Source organism: Enhygromyxa salina (assembly GCF_000737335.2).
GTDB classification, from domain to species: Bacteria; Myxococcota_A; Polyangia; order Nannocystales; family Nannocystaceae; genus Plesiocystis; species Plesiocystis salina_C.
Genome location: NZ_JMCC02000031.1, coordinates 103,887 through 126,715 on the forward strand (window position 1 = coordinate 103,887; position 22,829 = coordinate 126,715).

Here is a 22,829-nt window from a genome sequence, read left to right on the forward strand (position 1 = left end):
ATGGCTTGGTGTCGCTGCGTCCATCCACCCGTCCTTGGCCCTGCGTTGGCTGCCCTCTCGTGCCTGCTGAGCGCAGGTGGCTGTGGCGGCGGCGCGGGCCAGGATACGTCGCCCTTCGCGACGGGCACGTCCACTGGAACGCTCACGCAGACGGGCGCCAGCGACACGACCGGCGGTGACGGTGATGGTGACGGTGACTCGGGCGACGGCGACGGCGATCCGGGTGATGGCGACGGCGACGAGACGCTCTTCGATGTGGCCGAGGGCGGCGGCGACGGCGACGGCGACGGCGACTGCACGCTCCCGCACGTGCCGTGTGATGCCGCGACCACGGACCCGTTCAACGCGCTTGGCCTTGGCTGCCCCGGCGAGCTGCAGATCAACCCCTCAATTGACGCTCACCAAGACGGCATGGGCGTTCGCTCGAGCTTTGGCGCGACCGCGACCTACGATCCGCAGGAGGGCTCCTCGTACTTCGTGCTCTCGACCGGTCACGTCGCGGAGCTCGACGACGAGCCCGTCAACCCAGGCGACCAGATCTACCATTGCAACAAGTGGTTCTCGCCCGGCGACGGCATGGACACCACCAACTTTCCGGCGCCAATCAAGAAGAACAACGTCAACGGTGATTGCCTGAGCAATCCGGCGTTGGTTGGTACCGGCGACTGCTCCAACACGATCCAAGCCCAGTTTCAGCAGAGCGGCTGGAAGTACGACTATCAGGAGATCCGCTTTAGCGTAACTGTGCCCGAGGACGCGCACGCGCTGGCGTTTGACGTGGCCTACTTCACGACGGAGTGGCCAGTGTTCGCGGGCCAGTCCTACAACGACATGTTCATCGCCTGGCTCGAGGCGCCAAACTGGACCGGCAACATCTCGTTCGATGACGGCGGCCACGCGCTCTCACTCAACGCCGCGTTCTTCGACTACGAGGACCAAGACGGCCTGCTCCCCGAGTTCGCGGGCACCTGCATGCGCTACGGTGCCGGCACTCCGTGGCTGACGACGACCGCCGAGGTCGTGCCCGGCGATCAGATCGAGCTGGTGTTTGCGATCTTCGATCTCGACGACGTCAACCTCGACAGCTTCGTGTTTCTCGACAACTTCAGGTGGCTGTGCGAGGGCGGCGGCGGGCCGTCGACCATGCCAGTGCCAGTCCCCTGAGCCGCGCGGAAGCCAGAGCGATTCCTGCGCGCTCGCCGAGCGTCGGCGTGCCAATCATTCGCGGGCCCAGTGCTGCGCGCGCAGGCGGCTGTCAGCGCCCGAACATCGCCACCCGTTGCGCGCAATTTTTTTGCTCATGATGTGATCGCGGCTGCTCGGATATGGAGGCAGCTTTTGCCCGCTGGGGCGCTGCCCTTGGCTGCAGTCCGCCGAGGAGGAGGCTCGCCCGAGCTGAAGTGAGTCATGTCCATCACTCTTCCCCGACTTGGTCAGGTCGTCCTGGGTTCGTTTCGGCTCGAGCGCCGGCTTGGCGCTGGTGCGTTCGCGGTCGCCTATCTCGCCCATCAGCTCGGCACGGACCGGCGCGCGGTGGTCAAGCTGCCGCATCCCTACCTGCTCGAGGGTCCCCAAGCCGCGGAGATCCGTCGTCGGTTTGGGGTCGAGGCCCGGGCCGCCAGCCGCGTGTCGCATCCCAACGTCGTGACCATCTACATGGTCGGTGAGACCGCGGACGGGATCCCGGCGATCGCGATGGAGTTCGTCGAGGGGGAGGCCCTGTGTACACGCCTGAAGCTCGCGGCGCCGCTGCCACTCGCCGAGCTGGGCGCGCTGGGAAAGCAGCTCGGCGAGGCGCTGCGGGCTCTGCACGAGGTCGGCATCGTTCATCGTGATCTGGCTCCGAGCAATGTCATCGTGTGCACGCGCAGCCGCGAGCTGTCCGTGACGCTGCTCGACTTCGGCGTGGCCAAGCTGCTCGACGCGCCAAACAAGACGCTGGGACCGATGGGCACGCCGGGCTACCTCGCGCCCGAGCAGCTGCAAGGACAGGTCACCCCGCGCACCGATGTGTACAGTCTTGGCGCGATCTTGTGGTGGGCGCTGACCGGGTACGAGCGACCCGACGACTACAGCGACGGGACCCTGCTGCGCCGGCTGGGCTCTCCGCTGGGTCCAGATCCGCTGCAGGTGCGGCCGGATGCGCCGCGACGTCTGGCCGAGGTCGTCTCGCGGATGTTGATTCCAGCGTACGAGCGCCGCCTCTCCGTCGAGGGATTCTTGGATGAGTGGCGAGCGGCGCTCGACGCCACGCTGGCCGAGCAAAGTGAGCCTGGGTTCGCCGCCCGCACGCGCAGGCAGTCGCGCACGAGCTCGGTCGGCGTCGAGGCTGTGACGGCACCCGCGGCCTCGCAGTCGCGCACGGTCGCGGTCGTCGTTGGAAACTCCGTGCTGCGGGCGCTGACGACCAGCTATCTGCAGCGCGAGGGCGACATCGCGGTCGTCGCCTGTGACGTGCGCGAGCTGACCCGGTCCAACCCTGGCGCCTATGCGGCGGCGGTCCTCGACGCCGATCTTCCGGGCGTCGATGTTGGCGAGCTCGTCCAGATGCTCGCCGAGTGCTACGAGGAGCTCGCCGTCGTCGTGATCGGGAGCGCGGAGCAGGGCGGGGCTCACTGGATGCGCGCGGGCGCCAGCGCGTTCGTGCAGCTGCCGGAGCAGCTCGATGAGCTGCGCGCCGAGGTGGCGCGGGCGTTGGGGCGCAGGCAGACGACGGGGACGTCGAGCTCGGGTCGGCTGTCGACGCCCATGATCGAGCGGCTGTACGACGCAGGTCAGCTGCACGCCGCGCTCGACGGGTTCATCGGCGAGGTGCCGCAGTGGCTCGCGGATGTGAATCTGTCCCTGACCAACGGCGAGCTGGCGCGCGCGTCGGGGATCTGCCAGCGACTGGTGTTGAGCGCCGACTCGCTGGGGCTGACCGATCTCGCTCGGCTCGCCCGGGCCACCTGCGCGTTCATCATGGACGCGGATCTGGATGGCGCGTCCGGGTTGACCGCGGCGCTCGAGGACGAGTACGAAAAGGTGTTCCCCGAGGTGTACGCGCTGATGCAGTGCAGCCGGCCGGCGGGGGTTCGGCCATGATTCGTTGGGCCGGTTAGGCCGGTTAGGCCGGTTGGGCCGGTTGGGCCGGTTGGGCCGGTTGGGCCGGTTGGGCCTGCTGAAGATCGACCGCGGCCTGAGCGGGCCGCGTGGTCGGGTATGGTCTCCCCCATGCTCGGCCTCGTCCTCGCGGTCCTCAGCGTGCTCGTGGCCTCGGCGCTCTGCTCGGGGGCCGAGGCCGCGCTGTTCTCCGTCTCGCTCGTCAAGGCCCAGGCCCTTGCAGCAGAGGGCAGCGCAAAGGGGCGCGCGCTCCTCGAGATCCGCGCCGCGATGGAGCGGCCGATCGCCGCGATCGTCATCCTCAACAATATCGCGAACATCGTCGGCAGCATCATCGTGGGTAGCCTCGCCGCCGGGATTCTGGGTGAGACCTGGCTGGGCGTGTTCTCGGGCGTGCTCACGTTCATGGTCATCGTGTTCTCCGAGATCATCCCCAAGACCATCGGAGAGCGAAACGCGGACGCCCTCGCCCCGGCGATCGCCCGAACGGTCTTGACCGTCACCAAGCTGCTCACGCCGTTGATCTGGTTCATCGAGCTGGTGACCCGGCCGATCGTTGGCGAGAGCAAGGCTGGGCTGACCGTCAACGAGGCGCAGATTCGGATGCTCGCTGGGATCGCGGCGAAGCAGGGATCGATCGGCACCAACGAGTCGGAGCTGATCCGCCGGGCCTTCACCCTCGACGATCGGCGGGCCCGAGAGATCATGACGCCGCGGGTGAGCATGAGCTCGCTGCGCGGCGACGCGACCCTCGAGGACTGCCGCGCGGCGATCGTCAGCTCGCAGCACACGCGCCTGGTCGTCGTCGGGAACTCGCGCGACGACGTGATCGGGGTCGTGCTGCGCAGCGAGCTGCTCGTCGAGCTGCTCGAAGGCCGCGGGGGCGCCCGGCTGCGCGACATCGCCGAGGAGGTTCCGACCACGACCGAGGACGTCCGAGCCGACGCGCTGTTGCGCGAATTTCAGACCAGCCGCCGCCACCTCGCCGTGGTCCTCGACGAGTTTGGCGGGGTCGCTGGGGTCGTGACGCTCGAGGATGTGCTGGAGATCCTGACGGGCGAGATCGTCGACGAGACCGACCAGGTGGTCGATCTGCGCGCGGGCGTCAACTCACCCCAGCCACGGGGGTAGGGTATAGGGTAGGGGAGGGTAGGCTGAGCGCCGACTGGGCGGCGCCCGAGCGAAGCCGTTGGCGGCGAGATGTAGCGCCTGCTCACGCATTGGACGTCTTCACTTCTTGCGACGCCATGCCCAATGGGGATAGGATGACTCGGGGTTCGTCTCATGAAGAAATCGGCGATTATTTGTACTTTGGGCTTGGCGCTTGGCTGTTCAAGCAGCGACGGCGGAGCTGACACTGATTCCAGCGGCATCAGTGCCAGCGGCGAAACTGGGAACAGCTCCAGCGCTGACACCAACACCAACACAAACAGCAACGGTGATGGCGACGCTGGCGATGGTGACTCCGGCGACGGTGACTCCGGTGACGGCGACGGTGACCCCGGCGATGGTGACGGTGATTCCGGCGATGGCGGCACTGGCAGCAACCAGAAGTTCGACACCTTGACGGTCCCCGATGCTGCCTTCAACTGCGGCAGCGGTGGCAACGACGATCCCGAGTTCTCGTATCTTTGGGCGGCCAACAGCTCGCAGGGCACGATCACCAAGATCGACACCAAGACGGTCACGGAGGTCGGGCGCTACCAGGTCCGCCCCGACGGCGCAGGCTCACCGTCTCGCACCTCGGTCAGCCTCTCGGGCGACGTCGCGGTCGCCAGTCGCAGCGGCGGCGTGACCAAGATCTACGCGAACGAAGAGTCGTGCCAGGAGTCCAACGGGATGCCCGGCATCCAGACCTCCAACAGCAACCAGGCGCTGCCGTGGGGCACGGAAGAGTGCGTCGCCTGGCACAAGCCAATGCAGTACGCGTCGCAGCGCCCGGTCGCCTGGGGTGCGGGTGAGTTCAACGAAGGCACCTGCTACTGGGAAGACGAAGAGCTGTGGACCGCCGCGACCCAGGGCCAGACCATCGACGTCTACGTGCTCGATGGTGAGGACGGCTCAACCAAAGAGATGATCACCCTCCAGGGCGTCGCCGCCAGCTACTACGGCATCTACGGCGGCGCCGTCGATGGCAACGGCGACTTTTGGGGCTCGCAGCTCGGCGCCGGCAAGCTGGTCCGGGTCAACCGCGCGGACATGACCTACGACATCTGGCAGATGCCGGTGAGTGGGTACGGCATGACCGTCGACTCCGAGGGCTACGTGTGGACCTGCAGCAGCAGCGTCGCGCGCTTCGACCCCATGACAGAGACCTGGCAGACCGCGGCAGTCGGCGGCTACACCGGCTGCATGGCCGACGCAGGCGAAGACGGGCTGCTGTGGGTGTCGCAAGGCGGCAACGGGGTCATGGGCATCAACCGCGACACCCTGATGGTCGAGAAGCAGTGGGCCGCTGGCGGCTCGTACGGCATCAGCATCGACTTCGAGGGCTACGTGTGGGCGGTGGCCAACGGCAGCACCGCCAGCAAGATCGACCCCGAGACCGGGCAGTTCTGGACCTACAACGGGCTGGTTGGCGCGTACACGTACTCGGACATGACCGGCTACGCGCTGACCAACGTCGGCTCGCCCAGCGGCTGATCTTGATCCTGGATGAACGCGTCGACGGCTAGCCATTGCTTGGCTAGCCACGCGCGGAACTCGGGGGGTTGCCGCGGGACTTCGTTAGCGGGCACTCGCCACACGCGTGCCCGCAGCGTCGCCCAGGTCAGCCCGCCAAGCACCAGCTCGCCCAACGTCCCAGCCAACTCGAGGCCGGCATGAACCGGTCGACGAATACCGCCTGCGAGCGGGCGAGGCGTCCTGCCCGAGCTGAATGACAGCTCGCTCTCAACCGCCAGCGTACTCGGCGAGCAGGGCCACGAACTCGTCCGCGAACTTGTAGCTGTCGGTGAAGTAGCGGGCCGACAGGTAGTTTCGATCGCGCAGGGTGAACCCGTAGTCGCGTCGCTCTGGCCCCTCGCGGCGCAGCAAGAACGGACCGGTCTCGAAGTCGGCCGCGGCGGCCAAGGCCTGCGTGACCTCGTCCTGCACGGTCTGCGCGTAGGTGCGGTAGTAGGAGCCCAGCCACAGCCCCGTCATTGCCCAGGCCATGCGTTCTTGCGCGTTGGTCAGGGCGGTCGTCCTGCGCCCGTGCAGGACCGAGCGGCCGGTCTTGGGATCGCGGGCACGCGCGACCACCAGCACGCCATGACACAGCGCGCCGACGGGCTTGTTGTCGAGCATGTACTTGGCGACCAGCGCCTGGACCTGCTCGGACTCGAGGTAGGGCTTCATGCTGGGCGCGTGGCCGCCGGTCAGGACCACGGCGTCGAACGCTTCGGGATCGAGCTGGTCGAACGACAGCGGGTGCTGAAACGCGTCGCTGTCGGCCATCTGTGCGTAGAGGTCGCGAGCGTGGGTGACGGCGCGTAGCCACTGCCGCCAGATCGCAAACCCGCGGCCGCTGACGATCCGGCGATCCGCGGCGGCTGGCTGGCCATCGGGGGTGGCGAACACGACCTCGTGGCCGGCGTCGATCAGCGCGCGCCAGGGCACTGACGACTCGGTCGGGTCGAAGTCGCGGGAGGGGAGGGGGAACAGGATCTTCATCGGCTCGGACTGGCTTCAGCTCGTGCACGCATGCGCGGACTGGAGGCCCCTTATACCTCCGCAGGCGGACGCAGGCAGGTACGGCTCTAAGGGTTGGCCGGGTGGCTGGGGCGCGTCTTAGCGCTGGCACTGAGCTGCGATAGCATCGCCGCAGGATCATGAAGCGCGACCAACTGCGGCAACATCCGGCCTACGCGGCCTTGACCCCCGAGGAGCAGGCCGCGATCGATGAGCGGCTCGAGGGCTGGCACCTCGACGCGCTGGCGGTGGCGGCGGCGACAGGCGGGGTCGCGGAGCTCGACCCCAGCGATCTACGGTTTTGGCTGGCATCCACGGCGCGACGTCCGTGGGCGATGATCAGCCTGTGCGACCAGCCCGAGCAGGCCAACGCGCTGTTCGAGGGGTTGCTCGCGGCGGTGCCCGAGCTCGCCGAGCACGAGCAGCGTCCCAAGCTCGTCGCGCTCGCGCGCGACATGAGCCGCGCGCTGATCGTGGCCGACAACGCGCGCCGCGAGCAGGGCTTTGTCCGGGATGAGCAGCTCGCTGCGCTCTGTGATCAGATCGACAAGCTCGAGCGCGCGGATCCGCGGTGGAACGACGCGAGCGTGGTGGCGATCTTGCGCGTGGCCAAGCTCGAGGAGCTCGCCAACGCGCTGGTTGACCACACCCGCTCGACCCGCGGCGTCCAAGGCTTCCTGTCTCGCGTGGGTGAGCGGCTCTCGACCAAGCTGTTCGACCTGGTCCACGGCGGGCTGTATTTGGCGACAGGCAACGCCGAGCACGAGGGCCACTACGAGGATGGCGAGTGGACCAACTGGACCGCCAGCTACCGGGCCCGCCCGGCCGCGTACCTGTGCCCAAGCAGCGAGGACGAGCTGTGCAGCGCGATCTCGAAGGCCAGCGAGCTGCGGGTGGTCGGTGGCGGGCACAGCTTCAACGATGGCCCCCTGTGTTCGGCGCACATGATCTCGCTCGACGCGTACGGGCGGATCCTAAACCTCGACCCCGAGCGCAAGACCGCGCGGGTCCAGGCGGGCATTCGTCTGCGGGATCTGAACAAGGCGCTGTGGGAGGCGAGCTTGGGCCTGCCGGTGTTGGGCTCGACCGACAGCCAGAGCATTGGCGGGCTCGTGGCCACGGATCTCCACGGCACCGGTCGCGACGCTGGGTTCTTGTCGGAGCAGATCTTGTCGCTGCGGGTGATCGCCGCTGACGGCGTGGCCCAGACCGTGCGTCCCGGCGATCCGCTGTTTCACGCGGCGATCGGCGGGATCGGGACCTGCGGGGTCGTGAGCGAGGTCGAGCTGCAGCTCGTTGATTCGTTCCACGTCGAGAAGGTCACGCAGATGGTCGATCGCGCCCACGCGGAGTCCAGCCTCGATGGCCTGCTGCGCGCCAACGATCACATCAGCTTCTATTACATTGGTGGTGCCCGCGAGGCGGAGGCCGTGCGCGTGCACCAGTGGAATCGCAGCAGCGCGCCGCTGACCCCCAAGTGGGAGAAGCTCGAGACCCGCAACGAGCTGTCCGACTTTGCCGTCAGCGCGTTCGTACCTGGGCTCGCCCGGCGGATCGCCGACATCGACGAGGACGCGTGGCTCTCGGACTTGGTCGCCCCGGATCACACCGTTGTCATGCCCGGCAGCCGCGGGTTTGGACGCAAGCTGTTCTACCGCCACGACGAGATCGAATTTGGCGTGCCCTTCGAGCGCTACCAGGTCTGCCTGAATCAGATCTTGGCGCTGTTGAGCGCCGAGGACTTCTTCTCGATCGTCGAGTGTAGGTTCACGCCTGATCGCTCGCAGTCGCTGATCGGCCCGGGCGCCGGGCGGCGCAGCGCGTATATCGAGCTGGCCACGCCGTTGTCTCGGGATCACGAGCGGGTGTTTGCGAAGGCCGAAGAGATCCTGCGCGAGCACGATGGGCAGCCGCACTTGGGCAAGAAGACCAACGTGAGCGCGCAGGACATGCTCGAGATCCACGGGGATCGCTTCGTTCGCTTTCAAGCGGTCCGGGCCGCGCAGGATCCCAACGGTAAGTTCCTCAACGCGTTCACGCAGCGGGTGCTTGGGGGGTAGGGCTAAGGCGGCGAAACCAAGCCACGAGGTCGTTCGCCCAGGGCGAAGACGAAGACAGAAAGCCGGAGTCGTCAGTCCCGGCGAAGTCCGTGTCGTCCGCGTTGTCGACTCCGTCGTCCCGCTTGCCGCCAGCGTCACACGTGGGCAGCGACGGCGCAGGGTAGGGGGAGCGCCGTTCAATTGCGCGCCGAGGTGGGCACGCCGGGTTCAATCGTGCAGCTACTCGATCCAGGCCGCGACGATCAGCTCGCGCAGCCGCGCGGGATCGGTGGCGGAGGTCTTGCACATGAACCCGCTCTTGTGGGCGAAGTGCACGTCCGGCTGGCCCTCGACCCGAGAGAAGTCGAGCTTGGGATGATCTTCGTAGCGGCCGATCCCGTAGCCGTCGCCGCGCCGATCTGGATAGACGATCGCCGCGATCGTGTGCTCGAGCCCAGCTGCGCGAACGTAGTTTCCGACGGCGATGCTGGGCTCGTCGGACGCGGGGTCGGTGCGTGGGAGGAACACCGCCTCGATCGAGTCACCCAGCTCGGGACCGCGCGCGACCGACCAGCGCTGCGCGTGCTTGGCCGCGAAGTCGATCCGCTCGCGGGCGACGCGTAGGTACTCGAGCAAGTCTTCGCCCACGAAGCGCATGAATTCGTAGAGCGGATCACCCGCGGCGAGCTGGCTCTTCTTCGCGAAGCGGCGCAGCAGCGTGATGTCGATCGGCGAGTTGAGCTGCGAGATCGCCTTGCGCGGGACCCCGAGCCACTTCGCGGTCTTGGTGGGCCCGCGCGAGTCAAACCATTCCGCCGGCTCGAGCCAGTCGCAAAAGCGCAGGGCGTCCGCGTAGATCCCCAGGTGATCCAAGACCAAGCTCAGCGCGCAGGTTGGGGCGTGCTCGCGCGGGAAGTGGTGGTGGTCGAAGTCCATCCGGGCCGGATCATGGACGCCGCCGACGTCGATGATCGCGACCTTGGGATCGTCGAGCTCGGCCTGGGTTGGATCGCGGCGGACGACCGGCGCGCCGTACTTGGCGATGAGCACGCAGACCGCCAGGAGGTCGTCTTTGTGGGCGCCGCCTGGATGCGTGAGGATCGTGTGGACCATGCCCGCGCCACATACCACGAGATGCGGGCGCGAGCCGCCCGTCAGGCTGTGGTGAACAGCATCTCGTGGAGCACCTTCACGGCCTGGCCGATGTCGGCGTCGTCGATCAGCATCGTGAAGTTAATGCTGCCCATGCCGTAGCTGATCATCTCTACGTTGACGCCGGCCCCGGCGACGGCCGCGAGCACCTGGGCGCCGATCCCGGGGCGCGCGGGCAGGTGCTGGCCAACGACCGCGAGGATGGTCTTGCCGTGGTGCAGCTCGACCTTGCCGATGGTCTCGAGCTCTTGCTGGGCGGCCTCGAGCGCGCGGCGGTTGGCGGAGGTCAGCGAGATGCTGACCTCGGAGGTCGAGATCATGTCGACGTCGACCTCGCGGCGGCCAAGGATCTCGAACACCCGGGCCAAGAACCCGGCCTGGCCAAACATGCGAGTGGTCCACAGGACCAGCACGGACTGCCGCTCCTTGTAGGCGATGCTGGTCGCGGCGTTGGGGCTGGGCGCGGCGACCTTCTGGATCACCGTGCCCGGGTGCTCGGGGCGGTTGGTGTTGAGCACCCGAACCGGGATGTCGCTGCTCATCGCGGGCAGCAGCGTGGACGGGTGCAGGACCCGGCTGCCGAAGTAGGCCAGCTCGGCGGCCTCGTCGAAGCGCATCTGCGGGATGTTGCGGGCGCCCTCGACCACGCTGGGATCGGCGGTCATGACCCCGTCGGTGTCGGTCCAGATCTGGACCTCGTCGGCCGCGAGCGCGCCGCCGAGCAAGCTCGCGGTCAGGTCGCTGCCGTTGCGGCCAACCGTCGTGATCTCGCCAGCGCCGTTCTTGCCGACGAAGCCAGTCACGATCGCGATCTCGTCCGCGGGCAGGTTGGCGAACGCCGCCCGACAGTTGGCCTCCCAGCCGGCGAGCGGGCGGGCGCGACCGAACGCGTCGTCGGTCACGAACCCGAGCTCCCACACGTCGTGGGCCCGGGCGGGCAGGCCGTTGCGGGTGAAGAAGTCGGCGATCACCCGCACCGACATGCGCTCGCCAAAGCTGGACACGTAGTCGAGGCTGCGCGGGCTCAACTCCTTGACCAGCGAGATGCCGCGCAGCAGATCGCCGAGCTCGCCAAAGAATTCTTCTAGCAGGTCGGCCGGGCACTCGAGCTGGGCGAGCAGGCCACGCTGGAGGTCGATCGGCGCCGTGCCGAGCTCACCCGCGGCGGCGGCCTTGGCTGCGTTGACCAGCGCGTCGGTGATGCCCTTGTGGGCCGAGCTGACGACGACAGGGGCGCGTTCGCGGGCGCTGCGGACGATGCTCAGGACCTTCTCGATCTGGCTGCGGTTGGCGACTGAGCTGCCGCCGAATTTCATCACGATCATGGGGCGTTGTCTTTCTGTGGGGTCGCGGGCGCCGACCATAGGCGAGCCGGCGCGCGGCCGCTAGCTCGACGCCGCGTCAATGCCCATCGCAGCCAGTGGCCCGCTCAGCTCGAGACCGCCGTCAGGGGACTTGCTCGCAACAACAGCGCGCCCCGGTGTTGACCTGCCACTCGATCGCCTCGTCGCAGCGACGCGAGATCACCGGGCCGGCCAACTCGACAACCTTGCACTCCTCGACGTTCGAGTAAATCATGTAGGTTCCGTCGGCGCAGGCGTTCTCGGCACATGTCGAACCCACGGCCTCGCACTGGACTTGGCACGTCGAGAACTCTGTCTTGTCGAAGCACTCCAGAAAGGTCGGGGTGCAGCTGCCGGCCACGCACTCTCCGACCCCAGGCAGCTCCGGCCCGTAGGCAGCACATGCGGGCTCGCACACCGCATCTTGGCCGTCGTCAGAGCAGGCCGTAATCGAGCCCACGGCTGCGAGCGTCATGAACCATGTGATGCTTGTGATCGAGAGGAGTCGTTTCATCCGTAGAGTCCGGTTCCGATCGGGAACCCGTCAGCCGGTGCTTCCACCGGGGTGTCACAGGCGAAGGCCTCACCGTCGACGCACCGCCACAGTGGGCTGATGTGGTCGGGGTCCGCCGGGTCATGCCAAAGTATGTCGCTGCACCCGTCGTCGTCAAAGTCGCCCACGACCGGCGCGTAGTCCCCGTTGATCGAGAATATCCGCGGCGTGTGCCCGCCGCCTTCGTCGAACTGCCAGATGACGCTGAGGGCATCGGGTGTCTCGGAGCGTCCAGCGTACCAGAAGATGTCATCGATCCCGTCGCCGTTGAAGTCACCGATCAGCGGTCGAAACTCGCTCATCACCTGCCGTTCGAAGCGGTCGAAGATCACGGCGGCTTGATTGCTCACCGACAGCCACAGCCAGTCGGTGGGGACCCCCGGGGCGTACCAAAACAGGTCGGTCCGATCGTCGCCGTTGAAGTCGCCGATCAGCGGCATGTACTCGACGTCTGGCTCGAACTCGAGGCTTTCCACCGGAATGGGGCCTTGTCGGTCGAAACCGAACTCTGGGATGTGGCCCCACTCCCAGATCTCGATAGTCTGCGCGTCCGGCTGGTACCACAGCAGGTCGTTGCCTCCCCCGCCAAACCCCCGGAACCGCGCTGGGATCGGGAACGCGTAATCAGCGTAGTCAACGGGGTACAGCGCCCCCGACGCCGGGTCGAACAGGCTGTCGCTGGCGGGGCCCGGTTGATAGATGATGATCTGGTCGTCGATCTCGTGGCCGAACGAGCCGATGATCGGAATCGTGAAGTCGGGCCCACTGAATGCCGCCAGCGAGTAGTTCGTGCCATCGTTGCTCAGGAGGAAGTCTGGAAGCCCGGTACCTGGGCCGAGCAAAAGCAAATCGAGATCGTTGTAGGTGCCCGACGCAAACAGCGGACTCGGCCGCAGTCCGACTGAGATCTCGACGGATCCGCCACATGGCGGCGCCTGTCCGTCCAGGCAGCGCTCGACCGCAGTAAATGCGATCGCCTGACCCGGCGCCGCAGTCGACGTCCATTGTTGTATCGCGTTGTCCAGCGGCGTGAACCAAGCGATCCCCGGGCGCTCGCTACCATCGTAGGCGTAGTCGTGGACCAGGCTCGCTCCGCCCATCATCAGCGGGTTCCGGCGTGCGCGAGAGTACTGATAGAACGCGCCCAAGCGATCGAAGCCCGAGAGGCGCGGCTGATCCTTCGCCGCCCCGGGGCACGTGTCGTTGGCCATCACGGACTTTGGGTCAGGAGGGGTCAACGAGCGCCACACCGTGAACTCGTTGCACACGTCTTGCTCGAAGGCGAGGTGCTCGTGGGCGAAGCCCAGGACGTGGCCGAGCTCGTGACGGGCCGTGATCTGCATCTCCTGCTCAGAATCCACGGCGCGGGGCCCAAACAAGAGCTCGCGCTCAAACCCTCCGGGATTGTCTGGGCCCGCCCAATCGGGATCGAACTCGGTGATTGGCGTTGCGTTCGTGACCCCAGCACACGGACCCGAACACTCGTTCGACACGCCCATGCGCACGCGAAAGTGGACGTTGTTCTGCCCGGGCTGACAGCTGCCCGAGCCGATTCCCCCAGCGGGGTCATCGAACTCTGAGAGGTGCACGAAATTGACCCCCGTGGCGCGCTCCCAGGCCTTCGTGCCGCGCTCCATACCCCGTAGGATCCGCTCGTAGCGTTCCTGGTGTTTCTCCGCGGCGTCTTCGTCATTCGGCTGCGGAAAGACCACGCCCACACACCACGTCAACTCGAGCTTGCGTGGCTCGCTCCACACTTCGTCGAAGATGGCGTCATTGAGGGCCAGCAGCCTGGTCTCCGACGATTTTGGATCGTGCGTGAGCACCTCGTGGATGTCCCGAAGCTGCTGCGTGGTCACGAACTGATCGCCGTCGATCAGCCACCCGCCGGGCCACGGGTTGGCGTATGCCTCGACAAACTCATCCCAACCCAGAGTCATCGGTTCGCGGGCCGTCGATCGGCGCGGCGGCGCAACAGGCGGCACTGCGGCTGGGACCACAGAGGCGTCCAGACTCCCAGCGGGATCGCCTGCCACCAACGCCTGAAACTCGGGAAGCTCGGCGTCGGGAGCGGGCGGCGCCTCTCCATCGAGGGGATACCAGTTCTCATCGCAACCCGGACCTTCTGGACCGAGTCCATCGCCGGCTACGCCGGTTTCGCCGAGTTCATCGTCGCCTTGCGGTCCATCATCGGGCGCACATCCGGCGGTCGCAAGGACAGCGGATAGCATGCCAAGCCCGACGCCTCTATTGTTTCTGTTCCACTCTATAGGCATGACGATCACGCTAGCCAACCAGAGATTCGGGAGTCAAGGGTTTGGGCCCCGCAAAAGATACGAGGTGCGACACCACGCCAGTGCCATTACTCCGTAGGATCAACCTGCTGCGACCATGCATCGATCTTCCCACAAAGAGCGGCGGGCCCGGCGACCCTGCAAGAGCTGAAGATAGCCCTTCTCGATCGAGACCGACGCGGTCGCTAGATCGCTGCCAGGTCGATCCCCATCGCAGCCAGCGGCCCGCTCAGATCCTCGGGCAGCGGCGCGCAGATCGTGAGCTCGGCCGTGCCCGATGGGTCTGCGATCCGCAGCTGCGCCGCGTGGAGGGCCAAGCGGTGCAGGCCAAAGCGCTCGCGGAACATCCGGTTGTGGGCGCCCTTGCCGTAGCGCACGTCGCCGATGATCGGGTGGGCGATGTGCTTGAGGTGTCGGCGGATCTGGTGGGTGCGGCCGGTCAGCGGCTCGGCTTCGACCACCGAGTAGCGCTCGAATTCAGCGAGCCGCCGGACCCGGGTCTGGGCTGGCTTTCGCTCGCTTTGTTTGTCGTCGACGTGGCGCAGGCCGTGGTCGATCAGCGCGTGCGCGGGCGCGTGGCCGCGGACGAGGGCGAGGTAGCGCTTGTGGACCTCACCGCGCTCGAACGCGCCGCTCAACTCTCGAGCGGTGTCGACATCCAGCGCGAACAGCAAGACGCCGGAGGTCCCACGATCGAGCCGGTGCAGCGGCCACACGCGCTGGCCGAGCTGCGCGTGCAGCAGATCGACCGCGACCACGTCGTCGTTGGCCCAGCCGCGGTGCACCAGCATGCCGCTGGGCTTGTTCACGGCGACCAGCTTGGCGTCTTCGTGGACCAGCTCGAGCGCGTCAGGCATCCGGGCCATCGGGCATGTCGGGCATGTCGGCGACGTCGGGCACGTGGAGGCCACACTCTTTCTTGGTCGCCGCCTCCCACCACCACCGACCGGCCCGCTCGTGCTCGCCGGGCAGCACCGCCCGGGTGCACGGCTCGCAGCCGATGCTGACCATGCCGCGCTCGTGCAGGGCGTTGTAGGGGACCTCGAACGCGCGGATCGTGTCCCACAGCTCGTCCGAGCCCATGCTGACCAGCGGGTTGAACTTATAGAGCGACCCCTCGTCGCGCCCGGCGAACGCGAGGTCACGCTCGAACACCGGCACCGCCCCGCGGGTCCGCGGGCTCTGGTCGCGCCGCTGGCCGGTGATCCACGCGCGCAGACCCGAGAGCTGCCGACGCAGCGGCGCGACCTTGCGGATCCCACAGCACTCCTGGTGGCCGTCTTCGTAGAACGAGAACAAGCCCTTGGTCCGAACCAGCGCCTCGACCGGGGCCGCCTCGGGGAAGCAGTACTCGATCCGCAGGCCGTAGTGGCGCTCGACCTTGGCCATGAACTGATAGGTCTGTGGGTGCAGGCGGCCGGTGTCGAGGCTGAACACGCGCGGCTTTCGATCGCCGAGCACGTCACAGGCGAGCTCGATCAGCAAGACATCTTCGGCGCCGCTGAAGCTGATCGCGATGTCTTCGAGGTCGAACAGCTCGAACGCGCGGCGAAGGATCCGTCGCGGCGATAGCTCGGCGAGCTCGCGCGCGAGCGTGTCGACGTCAACCTTGGAGTCGGGCGAGTCGGGCGAGTCCGAGTCGGGCGAGTCGCTCATGGCCGGGATGATACGGGTTGTCCTCGACCGCCCACAGACGCGGGCGAGGATTCCGGGCCACGTGGGCAGCGCGGGTTCGCGGACGAGGCGCGAGTTGGTGTCCGCTGCGGCAAGTTGAGGCGCGGGCCGGTCAGCGCGCGTGGCGGTGCGCGCCGCTTCGACGGGCCCTGGTGTGGTCGAAGCGGCGCGCAGCTCGGCGAGCTGACCCCAGTTGCGGGCAGGCAACGCAAGGCCAAGATCACTGCTGGAAGCAGTAGATCGGCAGCGACACGTCGCACGGCAGCTCGCCGCAGTTTGACCACTGCGACATGTTCGAGGCCGAGCGCCCGATCGCGCCGAAGTCGGAGGGGATCGCCGAGGAGTAGTCGAGGCAGGTGCTGGCGCCCAAGGTCCCGAACTCGGTGGTGCCGGTGCGGGCCAGCCGGGCGCTGCCGCCACACATCTCGGAGGTGTTGACCGACATCCCGCCGGTCTCGGTGCGCGCGATAGCGAAGTCGAGATCGCCGTCGACCAGGTCGGCCCAGTCGTCGGCCACCTTGTTGCCGTCGGGGAGCATGTAGGGGACGGTCGACTGGGTGAAGCGGGTCGCGGGCGAGCTCGCGTCCGTCGACAGCCAGGCCATGTAGGTGCCCTGCAAGCCAGCGTTCTGGGCGAGCATGTTGCAGATCGCGTCGGCCCCCCCGAGCCCGCCCAGGTCACCCGTGTGGCTGGTGCTGGTTGCGAACGCGACCCGGAATTCCCACGCGCAGGTGGGCGCGCAGCCGTCCATCGCGTCGAGGTTGGCGTCATCGCACTCCTCGCCGGGCTGGACGAAGCCGTCGCCACACACCGCGCCCATGCAGGTGTCGTCGCAGCCGTCGTCGTTGTCGGTGTTGCCGTCGTCGCACTCTTCAACGCCGATCTGCACGAAGCCGTCTCCGCAGGTGGCCGCGAGACAGTCGATGCAGTCGTCGTTGTTGTCCATGTTGGTGTCGTCGCACTCTTCGACGCCGACCTGCACGAAGCCGTCGCCGCAGGTCGCGAGCTCGCAGGCGTTGGTGCACATGTCGTCGTCAGCCATGTTGCCGTCGTCGCAGGCTTCGACGCCATCTTGGACCGAGCCGTCGCCGCATACGGCCATGGCACAGTCAACGCAATCATCGGTGTTGTCGGTGTTGCCGTCGTCGCAGGCTTCGACGCCCTCGTTCAAGATGCCGTCGCCGCAGGTCGCGAGGGTGCAGTCGTTGAGGCAGTCGTCGGTCTCGAGCGTGTTGCCGTCGTCGCAGGCTTCACCCGACTCGACGATCGCGTTGCCACAGATCGGATCGGGGATGGGGTCACCGGTCTCGCTGTCGCTCTCGCTGCCGGTGTCGTCGGTCATGGGTTCGGGGGTGTCGGGGTTGCAGGCAACGACGAGCGAGCAGAGGGCGGTCGTGGCGAGGAGGGACTCGAGGCGGAGATAAGGCATGGGGGGATTGGAGCGGATCTTGGGCCCGCGCGTCCAGTGTGTTGGTCAACTAAGCGCTCGAAATCATGGCTGCCAGCGGCGCTGGACCCAGCTAGAGACCCAGCTAGCCGCGTAGCGTGGAGCGGAGCCAGCCCATGAAGCGTCCCTTGTCGCCGGCGGACTGCGGCGGCCCCAGGCGAACCACCGGCGCTTCGGTCCCCCCACCGGTCAGCATCGGCATGATCCGGCGGATGCAGCCGCCGCAGCCCGTCCCGCACCCGGTGGCCTCCTGCAGCGACTCGAGGCTGCCGGCCCCGCCCGCGATGCAGTCGACCAGGGTCTGGCGATCGACATTCAGGCAGCGACAGAGCACCTTGTCCGGGGCGAGCAGGGCCGCGGCCTTCGCCGCCTTCTTCAGCATCCTTCGCTGCTGCAGGGCCAGCGGGCTGCCGTTGAACGCCAGCGCCTGAAGCCCGCCAACGTCCTCGTAGTTGCCCGTGTCTGCGAATCCGATGATCCGCCCATCCGCGTCCAGCGAGACGGTCGTCGATGCCGCGATGTGAACCGTCTCTTTGACGGTGCTGTCGGACTGCGTGAGGGTGTAGTGCCCATCCGGGGTGCGCAGCGCGACCAGCTCCCGGCCGTCGTGCAGCGAGAAGACGGTTTGAATGCAGACCTGCCCGTTCTCGATCACGGTGTGCTGGCTGGCCAGGCCCAGGTGTGGGAGCTCGCGGCTGCGGATCAGGCTCTCGAGGTAGGCCTCGGTCGAGTCGTTGGCTGCGTTCAACGCCTTGACGCGATCGGCCGAGACGAAGGCGGCGCGCAGATGATTGTGTGCGACCACCGACGCGCTGCGTGGGTTCCCCTGGATCACGCCGATCTCGCCGAAGCACTGGCCGGGGTAGACAGTCGCAATGTGGACCGGCTCGCCGTTCTGCATCAGGACGACCTGCGCCTGGCCCGAGAGCACGACGTACATCCCATCGGGAGGCGCGCCCTCGCGAAAGACCAACGCACCATCCTCCCAGCTTCGCGCCTCGCTGGTTGCCAACAGGGCCTCGAGCGGCGCAGCTGTGCGACCCAGCCGATTCCGCGTGCGCGCGGCGGAGACCTCATCGAGCACGGCGCGCTGCTGGCCAAGCAACTCGTTGAAGGTCGCGCGATCGATCTCGAGCAGGCGGCAGTCTGTCTGGGCGAGGATCGTCGCGTTTCGCTGGCCACGCCCGCCAGGCATCAGTGCCTGCTCACCCACGAGCGCGCCGGGGTGTTCGGTGTCGAGCAGGGTCCCGTCGTCCGCGTGGATCTCGAGAGCGCCAAGGGTCAGCAGGTAGGCAGCGTCGGCGTCGTCGCCCGCACGAAACAGGTGCGCGCCGGCATCGATGCTGACCACGCGTGACTGACGTACCAGGGCGACGAGGCTCGCGTGGTGCTGCAGCGCGGCGAGCTTGCTGTGCCGGAGGATGGTCAACAGCGATGATTCGGGCGATTCCATGGCTTCTAGGCGACCAGCGATACACGAGATGTTGATGCGCTGGGTGGCCAAATTTATGACTCGAGGTCGTTTGGTTGCACCTGATCCGATCCTTGCGCTTCGCTAGCTTGATGTAGATTGAGCACAGACCCATGGATGACACCAACATCGTCAGCGAGGCCCTCGTCAACGGGGGCTTCTTCGTCGGGCGCACATGGCTGCGCTATCTGGTGGTCTGTGGCGGCGCGTTCTTGCTGTTTTGGGTCGCCTTCGCCAAGCGCTTGAAGCACCGGCGTTGCCAGCAGACCATCCCCGAGCGTCGGATCCAGTGGATCGAGCTCAAGAACTCGCTGCTCGGCGTCATCTTCTTCATGATCCCGAGTGTGCTTGCGACGCCGCTGTATCTGTCGGGTCACATCAAGCTGATCTTGGATCCCAGCGCGACCAGCCCGTGGATGATCGCGTTGAGCTTCGTGCTGTTCATCATCGGCGCGGACACGTGGTTTTATTGGACCCACCGCGCGATGCACGACAGCCGGGTGTATCGATTCACCCACGAGCTTCACCACATCTCCGTGCAGCCCTCGCCGCTGGCGGGCTACGCCTTCAGCGTCTTCGAGGGCTTCGTGCTTGGCCTCTACCTGCCGCTGGTGCTGCTGTTCGTGCCGATCAATCGCGTGATGCTGTGGGTGTTCGTGTTCTGGTTCTCGTTCTTGGAGGCGTACGTGCACCTGGGCTTCGAGATCCTGCCCCGCTGGGTCGCCCGCAACCCGATCAGCAAATACCTGGGAACCGCGGTGTTCCACGACATGCACCACGAGAACGGCGCCTACAACTTTGGCGTCTACTTCACGTGGTGGGATCGGATGATGGGGACCATCCACCCCGACTATACGCAGCGCTATGAGCAGGTGACCGAGCACCCGCTGGCTTGGCGGCCGGAGCCGGAGGCCGAGGCCCCGGCGGCCTCGACCTGAGCGGCGGTTGACTACAGCGAGCGGGGATCGGTGAGCTTGCCCGTCACCGCGCAAGCCGCCGCGATCGCCGGGGACACCAAGTACACCGGACCCGGCGCGCCCATGCGGCGATCGAAGTTGCGGTTGGTCGTGCTGGCGGTGGTCTCACCCTCGTAGGGGATGCCGGGCCCGTTGCCGATGCACGAGCCGCAGCCGGGATCCGTGACCACCGCCCCAAGCTCGCTGAACAGCGACAACAGCCCTTCTTTGCGGGCGTCGTCGGCCACCGCGGCGCTCGACGGGGTCACGGTCACGCGGACCTTCTCGGCGAGCTTGCGACCGCGCAGGACCTGGGCGGCGGCGCGTAGATCCGACAGCGAACCACCGGTGCACGAGGCGATCACGATGTTGTGGATCGCAACGTCGCCGACCTCGGTCAGCGGCTTGCGGTTGCGCGAGTCGCCTGGGGTTGCCACGGTCAGCGGGACCTCATCGAGGTTGACGTGGATCGTCTTGACGTAGGTCGCGCCCTCGTCGGGCGCGACGAGGCGCTCGGCGTAGTCTTGGCCGCGGGTAGCCTGCAAGAATTCGCGGATCGGCGCGCAAGGCTCGACGATCCCGGTCATCAGGCCGCCCTCGACGGTCATGTTGGTGATCACCGACAGCTCGTCGACGTTCCATTGATCCAAGCCGGGGCCGCCAAGCTGGATCACGCAGGTGTCGGTTGGCGACTCGCGCCAGTGCTCTTCGCGGAAGTAGGGATCGCCGATCAGGTGCAGGACCAGATCCTTGGGCGAGAGCACGCCCTTGGCGTCGCCCTCGACCCAGATCCGCACGGTCTTGGGCACGGTCACGGGGATCATCCCGGTCCGCAGTGCGAACGCCATGGCCGTGGAACCAACGCCAAACGCGAACGCGTTCATGACCCCCGCGGTTGGGGTGTGGCTGTCGGTCAGCACGATGATGTCGCCGGGCCGGGCGTAGTCTTCAACGACGATCCGGTGGCAGACGCCCTGCTTGAGGCGACCGGGCCCATGCACGCGGATGCCGTTGCGCTCGCAGGCCTCGATCATCTCTGCGGCGAGGCTCTGGGCCGGGGCCAGGCGCTTGCTCTTGACCGAGAGCGGGACCGTGTCGCGGTCGATCAGCACGAAGTGATCTTCAAACGCCGCCGCGAGCTCGGGCTGATGAATGGGCGCGTCGGCCCACTCTTGCGCGTAGAGGTTCATGACCATGCCGCCGGTGTACTCGTGCATGCCGCGGAAGTCGGCCTCGCACAGGATCTGATCGCCGGGCGCGACCGCTGCGATCCCGAATGGCTGGTCCTTGCCGCGCCAAGCTTTGGCGGCGACGATCTTTTCGATGCAGTTCATGGGCCGGGGCGCGGGCTCGACCTCGTAGGTGGGGCCGACGTCGCCGGCGAGCACGTGGGTGCCGTAGCGCATCAGCCCGCCGGCCTCGCTCACGGCCCGGAAGAAGGGCGGCAGCGCCTGCCCGAGCGCGGCGATGTCGATGTCTTCACCGTTGCGCAGCCGCGTGACCACGCCGAAGTCCGTGGTGAAGGGCAGCCCCGCGTAGACCATGTTCTCTTGAAAGATCCGCTGGAAGCTGCGGGCGATCACCAGCTCGACGCCCGCGCCCTGATGGGCGACGACCGCGACCTCGCGGCTGCTGCCGCTGCCGTACGCGTCGCCGCCAACCACGACCTGGAACCCGCCCTGCTTGACCGCGTCGACCTCGACGCTGTCCTTGAAGTTCTGCAGGAAATAGGGCCCGAGGATCTCGCCGGTGTAGCCGAGCGTGCACGCCGCTCCATTGATCATCGCGTCGGTGTTGACGCCAAAGTGCAGGTCGGGCGGATCCTGGGGGTCAAACTGGGGGTTGGCGCCCGCGAGCTGCTGCTCGAGTTGCGCGGTGTCTTCCGTGAGCCACAAGATTCGTCCGGTCAGCTGCATCGAAGCCGAGTATAGGGGCTTTGGACGCCGCTCAGACATCGCGTCGCGTTTGTTTGCTCGCGGCGCGCGAGGGCGGGGGGGAATCTCACGGTTCACCCGCTTCGGTTGGCCCGGTGTGGCCCGTCGCGGTGGTCGCGGTGGTCGCGGTGGTCGCGGTGCTCGCGGCAGGGCTGGTCTGCCACCACTCGAGCATCTGCGCGAGCACGGCTGGATCGTTCATCAGCGCCAAGTGACTCGTGGCCGCAAAGTGCTGCACCTCTGCCGGCGGCAGCAGCTCGCGCTCGCGCGGATCGACGCTGGCACCTTGCGCGCTGGGGGCCCGGACTAGGCCATCGCCAAGCGTCGCAGCGAGCGCGGACCCAGCCTCGCCAAGGCTGCCAACGGCGATGAACCAGCGCACGTGGACCGGGTCGCGCGGGCGAGAGGGGACCGGGAACGCGAGCCGATCGAGATCGTAGTGGCGCCAGTCTTCGTCGAGCACGAACCCGTGGCGGAGGTCCTTGATCCCCGCGCTGCGCAGGTTGATCGCCTTGCCGATCAGCTTGGTCCACGGGTTCCAGATCCGATCGAGCGTGAACGCCGTGACGTGGGCGAGCAGCTCGAGCGGGGCCCCGCGCGAGGGGACGCCAAGCAGGAACACGCGCGCGAGCTGCAAGACCCACTGATGCCCGGCCTCGAGCGCGTAGTGACACGCGCTGCGCGTGACCAGGCCACCCATGCTGTGCGCGACGATCGAGAGCTGCTCGAAGGGATAGACCGCGAACAGTTGCTCGAGCCTGTCGGCCAGCTCGCGGCCGTTTTCAGAGATGTGGCGGCCGGTGTTGTAGCGGACGTAGAGCGGGGTTTGATCGCGCTCGCTCGCGATCGCCGGACCGTAGTCCACGCGCGCGCCCTCGGTCGCGGCCTCGCCCTTCGCCGGCTCGGGCCCCACCCCAAACCGCCACGCACGCTCGGAGCCCATCAGCCCGTGGACGAACAGACACGCCTGCGGGCCGGCGTTGGGGACGGTCAGCGGCGGATCCTCGAGCCGCCACGGCTGGGCCCCGTGAAACAGCTGCATGCGCACCGCCAGCGCGGCGTTGCTCGCCGCCAGCCGGTCGCCGATCGCCCCGTTGAGCACGGCGATCGCCTCGTCGCGGCGGCCGGGGTAGGCCCGCAAGAAACGATCAGCGAGGTCAGCGAGATCAGCCACGGTCTTCCAATGTGCGAG

General features: G+C 67.3%; 17 protein-coding genes. 6 read left to right on the forward strand and 11 right to left on the reverse strand.

The genetic code is table 11. The features are described 5' to 3' along the window. From DB30_RS13795 to DB30_RS13810, 4 genes are all read left to right on the forward strand, one after another. Window positions 1–1,164 (forward strand): choice-of-anchor L domain-containing protein, encoded by a 1,164-nt coding sequence (locus DB30_RS13795; RefSeq protein WP_146658776.1) that lies wholly within the window; start codon window positions 1–3, stop codon window positions 1,162–1,164. Window positions 1,165–1,407: 243 nt separating this feature from the next. Beyond that, on the forward strand, window positions 1,408–3,084 hold the full coding sequence (locus DB30_RS13800; protein WP_052548892.1) for a protein kinase domain-containing protein: 1,677 nt from the start codon (window positions 1,408–1,410) through the stop codon (window positions 3,082–3,084). Between the two features lie 129 nt (window positions 3,085–3,213). Beyond that, a complete protein-coding gene (locus tag DB30_RS13805; RefSeq protein WP_052548937.1) occupies window positions 3,214–4,233 on the forward strand; it encodes a hemolysin family protein in 1,020 nt (339 codons plus the stop codon). Between the two features lie 153 nt (window positions 4,234–4,386). Continuing rightward, window positions 4,387–5,745 carry a Vgb family protein gene (locus tag DB30_RS13810; protein ID WP_146658778.1) on the forward strand — a complete coding sequence of 453 codons (1,359 nt, stop codon included), beginning with the start codon at window positions 4,387–4,389 and terminating at the stop codon, window positions 5,743–5,745. Window positions 5,746–5,994: 249 nt separating this feature from the next. Here DB30_RS13810 and DB30_RS13815 read toward each other — a convergent pair whose 3' ends face one another. After that, window positions 5,995–6,756: a type 1 glutamine amidotransferase domain-containing protein gene (locus DB30_RS13815; protein WP_052548895.1), complete on the reverse strand. Its 762-nt coding sequence runs from the start codon at window positions 6,754–6,756 to the stop codon at window positions 5,995–5,997. A gap of 158 nt (window positions 6,757–6,914) precedes the next feature. On the opposite strand from DB30_RS13815, the gene DB30_RS13820 reads away from it, so the two are divergent. Continuing rightward, window positions 6,915–8,834 carry a D-arabinono-1,4-lactone oxidase gene (locus DB30_RS13820; RefSeq protein ID WP_052548896.1) on the forward strand — a complete coding sequence of 640 codons (1,920 nt, stop codon included), beginning with the start codon at window positions 6,915–6,917 and terminating at the stop codon, window positions 8,832–8,834. Window positions 8,835–9,053: 219 nt separating this feature from the next. Here the strand turns inward: DB30_RS13820 and DB30_RS13825 are convergent, their stop codons facing one another. The 8 genes from DB30_RS13825 to DB30_RS13860 all read right to left on the reverse strand — a co-directional run bounded on the left by DB30_RS13825 (window position 9,054) and on the right by DB30_RS13860 (window position 18,729). Continuing rightward, a complete protein-coding gene (locus tag DB30_RS13825; RefSeq protein WP_052548897.1) occupies window positions 9,054–9,926 on the reverse strand; it encodes an MYG1 family protein in 873 nt (290 codons plus the stop codon). A gap of 41 nt (window positions 9,927–9,967) precedes the next feature. After that, window positions 9,968–11,290: an aspartate kinase gene (locus DB30_RS13830; protein ID WP_052548898.1), complete on the reverse strand. Its 1,323-nt coding sequence runs from the start codon at window positions 11,288–11,290 to the stop codon at window positions 9,968–9,970. Between the two features lie 121 nt (window positions 11,291–11,411). After that, window positions 11,412–11,822 carry a hypothetical protein gene (locus DB30_RS13835; protein ID WP_146658780.1) on the reverse strand — a complete coding sequence of 137 codons (411 nt, stop codon included), beginning with the start codon at window positions 11,820–11,822 and terminating at the stop codon, window positions 11,412–11,414. Next, the gene (locus DB30_RS13840; RefSeq protein WP_052548900.1) at window positions 11,819–13,801 is read right to left on the reverse strand and encodes a hypothetical protein; all 1,983 of its coding nucleotides are present in this window, start codon (window positions 13,799–13,801) and stop codon (window positions 11,819–11,821) included. Before DB30_RS13840 ends, DB30_RS13835 begins: the two co-directional genes overlap by 4 nt. Before the next feature lie 539 nt (window positions 13,802–14,340). Next, the gene (locus DB30_RS13845; RefSeq protein ID WP_052548939.1) at window positions 14,341–15,012 is read right to left on the reverse strand and encodes a pseudouridine synthase; all 672 of its coding nucleotides are present in this window, start codon (window positions 15,010–15,012) and stop codon (window positions 14,341–14,343) included. Next, window positions 15,005–15,811 carry a phosphoadenylyl-sulfate reductase gene (locus DB30_RS13850; protein WP_052548901.1) on the reverse strand — a complete coding sequence of 269 codons (807 nt, stop codon included), beginning with the start codon at window positions 15,809–15,811 and terminating at the stop codon, window positions 15,005–15,007. Before DB30_RS13850 ends, DB30_RS13845 begins: the two co-directional genes overlap by 8 nt. A gap of 238 nt (window positions 15,812–16,049) precedes the next feature. Continuing rightward, window positions 16,050–17,258 (reverse strand): DUF4215 domain-containing protein, encoded by a 1,209-nt coding sequence (locus DB30_RS13855; RefSeq protein WP_052548902.1) that lies wholly within the window; start codon window positions 17,256–17,258, stop codon window positions 16,050–16,052. Between the two features lie 103 nt (window positions 17,259–17,361). After that, window positions 17,362–18,729, reverse strand: coding sequence for a cyclic nucleotide-binding domain-containing protein (locus tag DB30_RS13860; protein ID WP_052548903.1), 1,368 nt, complete (start codon window positions 18,727–18,729; stop codon window positions 17,362–17,364). Window positions 18,730–18,860: 131 nt separating this feature from the next. Here DB30_RS13860 and DB30_RS13865 point away from each other — a divergent pair, with 131 nt between their 5' ends. Next, window positions 18,861–19,685: a sterol desaturase family protein gene (locus DB30_RS13865; RefSeq protein WP_052548904.1), complete on the forward strand. Its 825-nt coding sequence runs from the start codon at window positions 18,861–18,863 to the stop codon at window positions 19,683–19,685. Between the two features lie 11 nt (window positions 19,686–19,696). Here the strand turns inward: DB30_RS13865 and DB30_RS13870 are convergent, their stop codons facing one another. Beyond that, window positions 19,697–21,619 (reverse strand): aconitase family protein, encoded by a 1,923-nt coding sequence (locus tag DB30_RS13870; RefSeq protein ID WP_165703754.1) that lies wholly within the window; start codon window positions 21,617–21,619, stop codon window positions 19,697–19,699. Between the two features lie 85 nt (window positions 21,620–21,704). Further along, window positions 21,705–22,811 carry an esterase/lipase family protein gene (locus tag DB30_RS13875; RefSeq protein WP_052548906.1) on the reverse strand — a complete coding sequence of 369 codons (1,107 nt, stop codon included), beginning with the start codon at window positions 22,809–22,811 and terminating at the stop codon, window positions 21,705–21,707. Window positions 22,812–22,829: the final 18 nt, after the last annotated feature.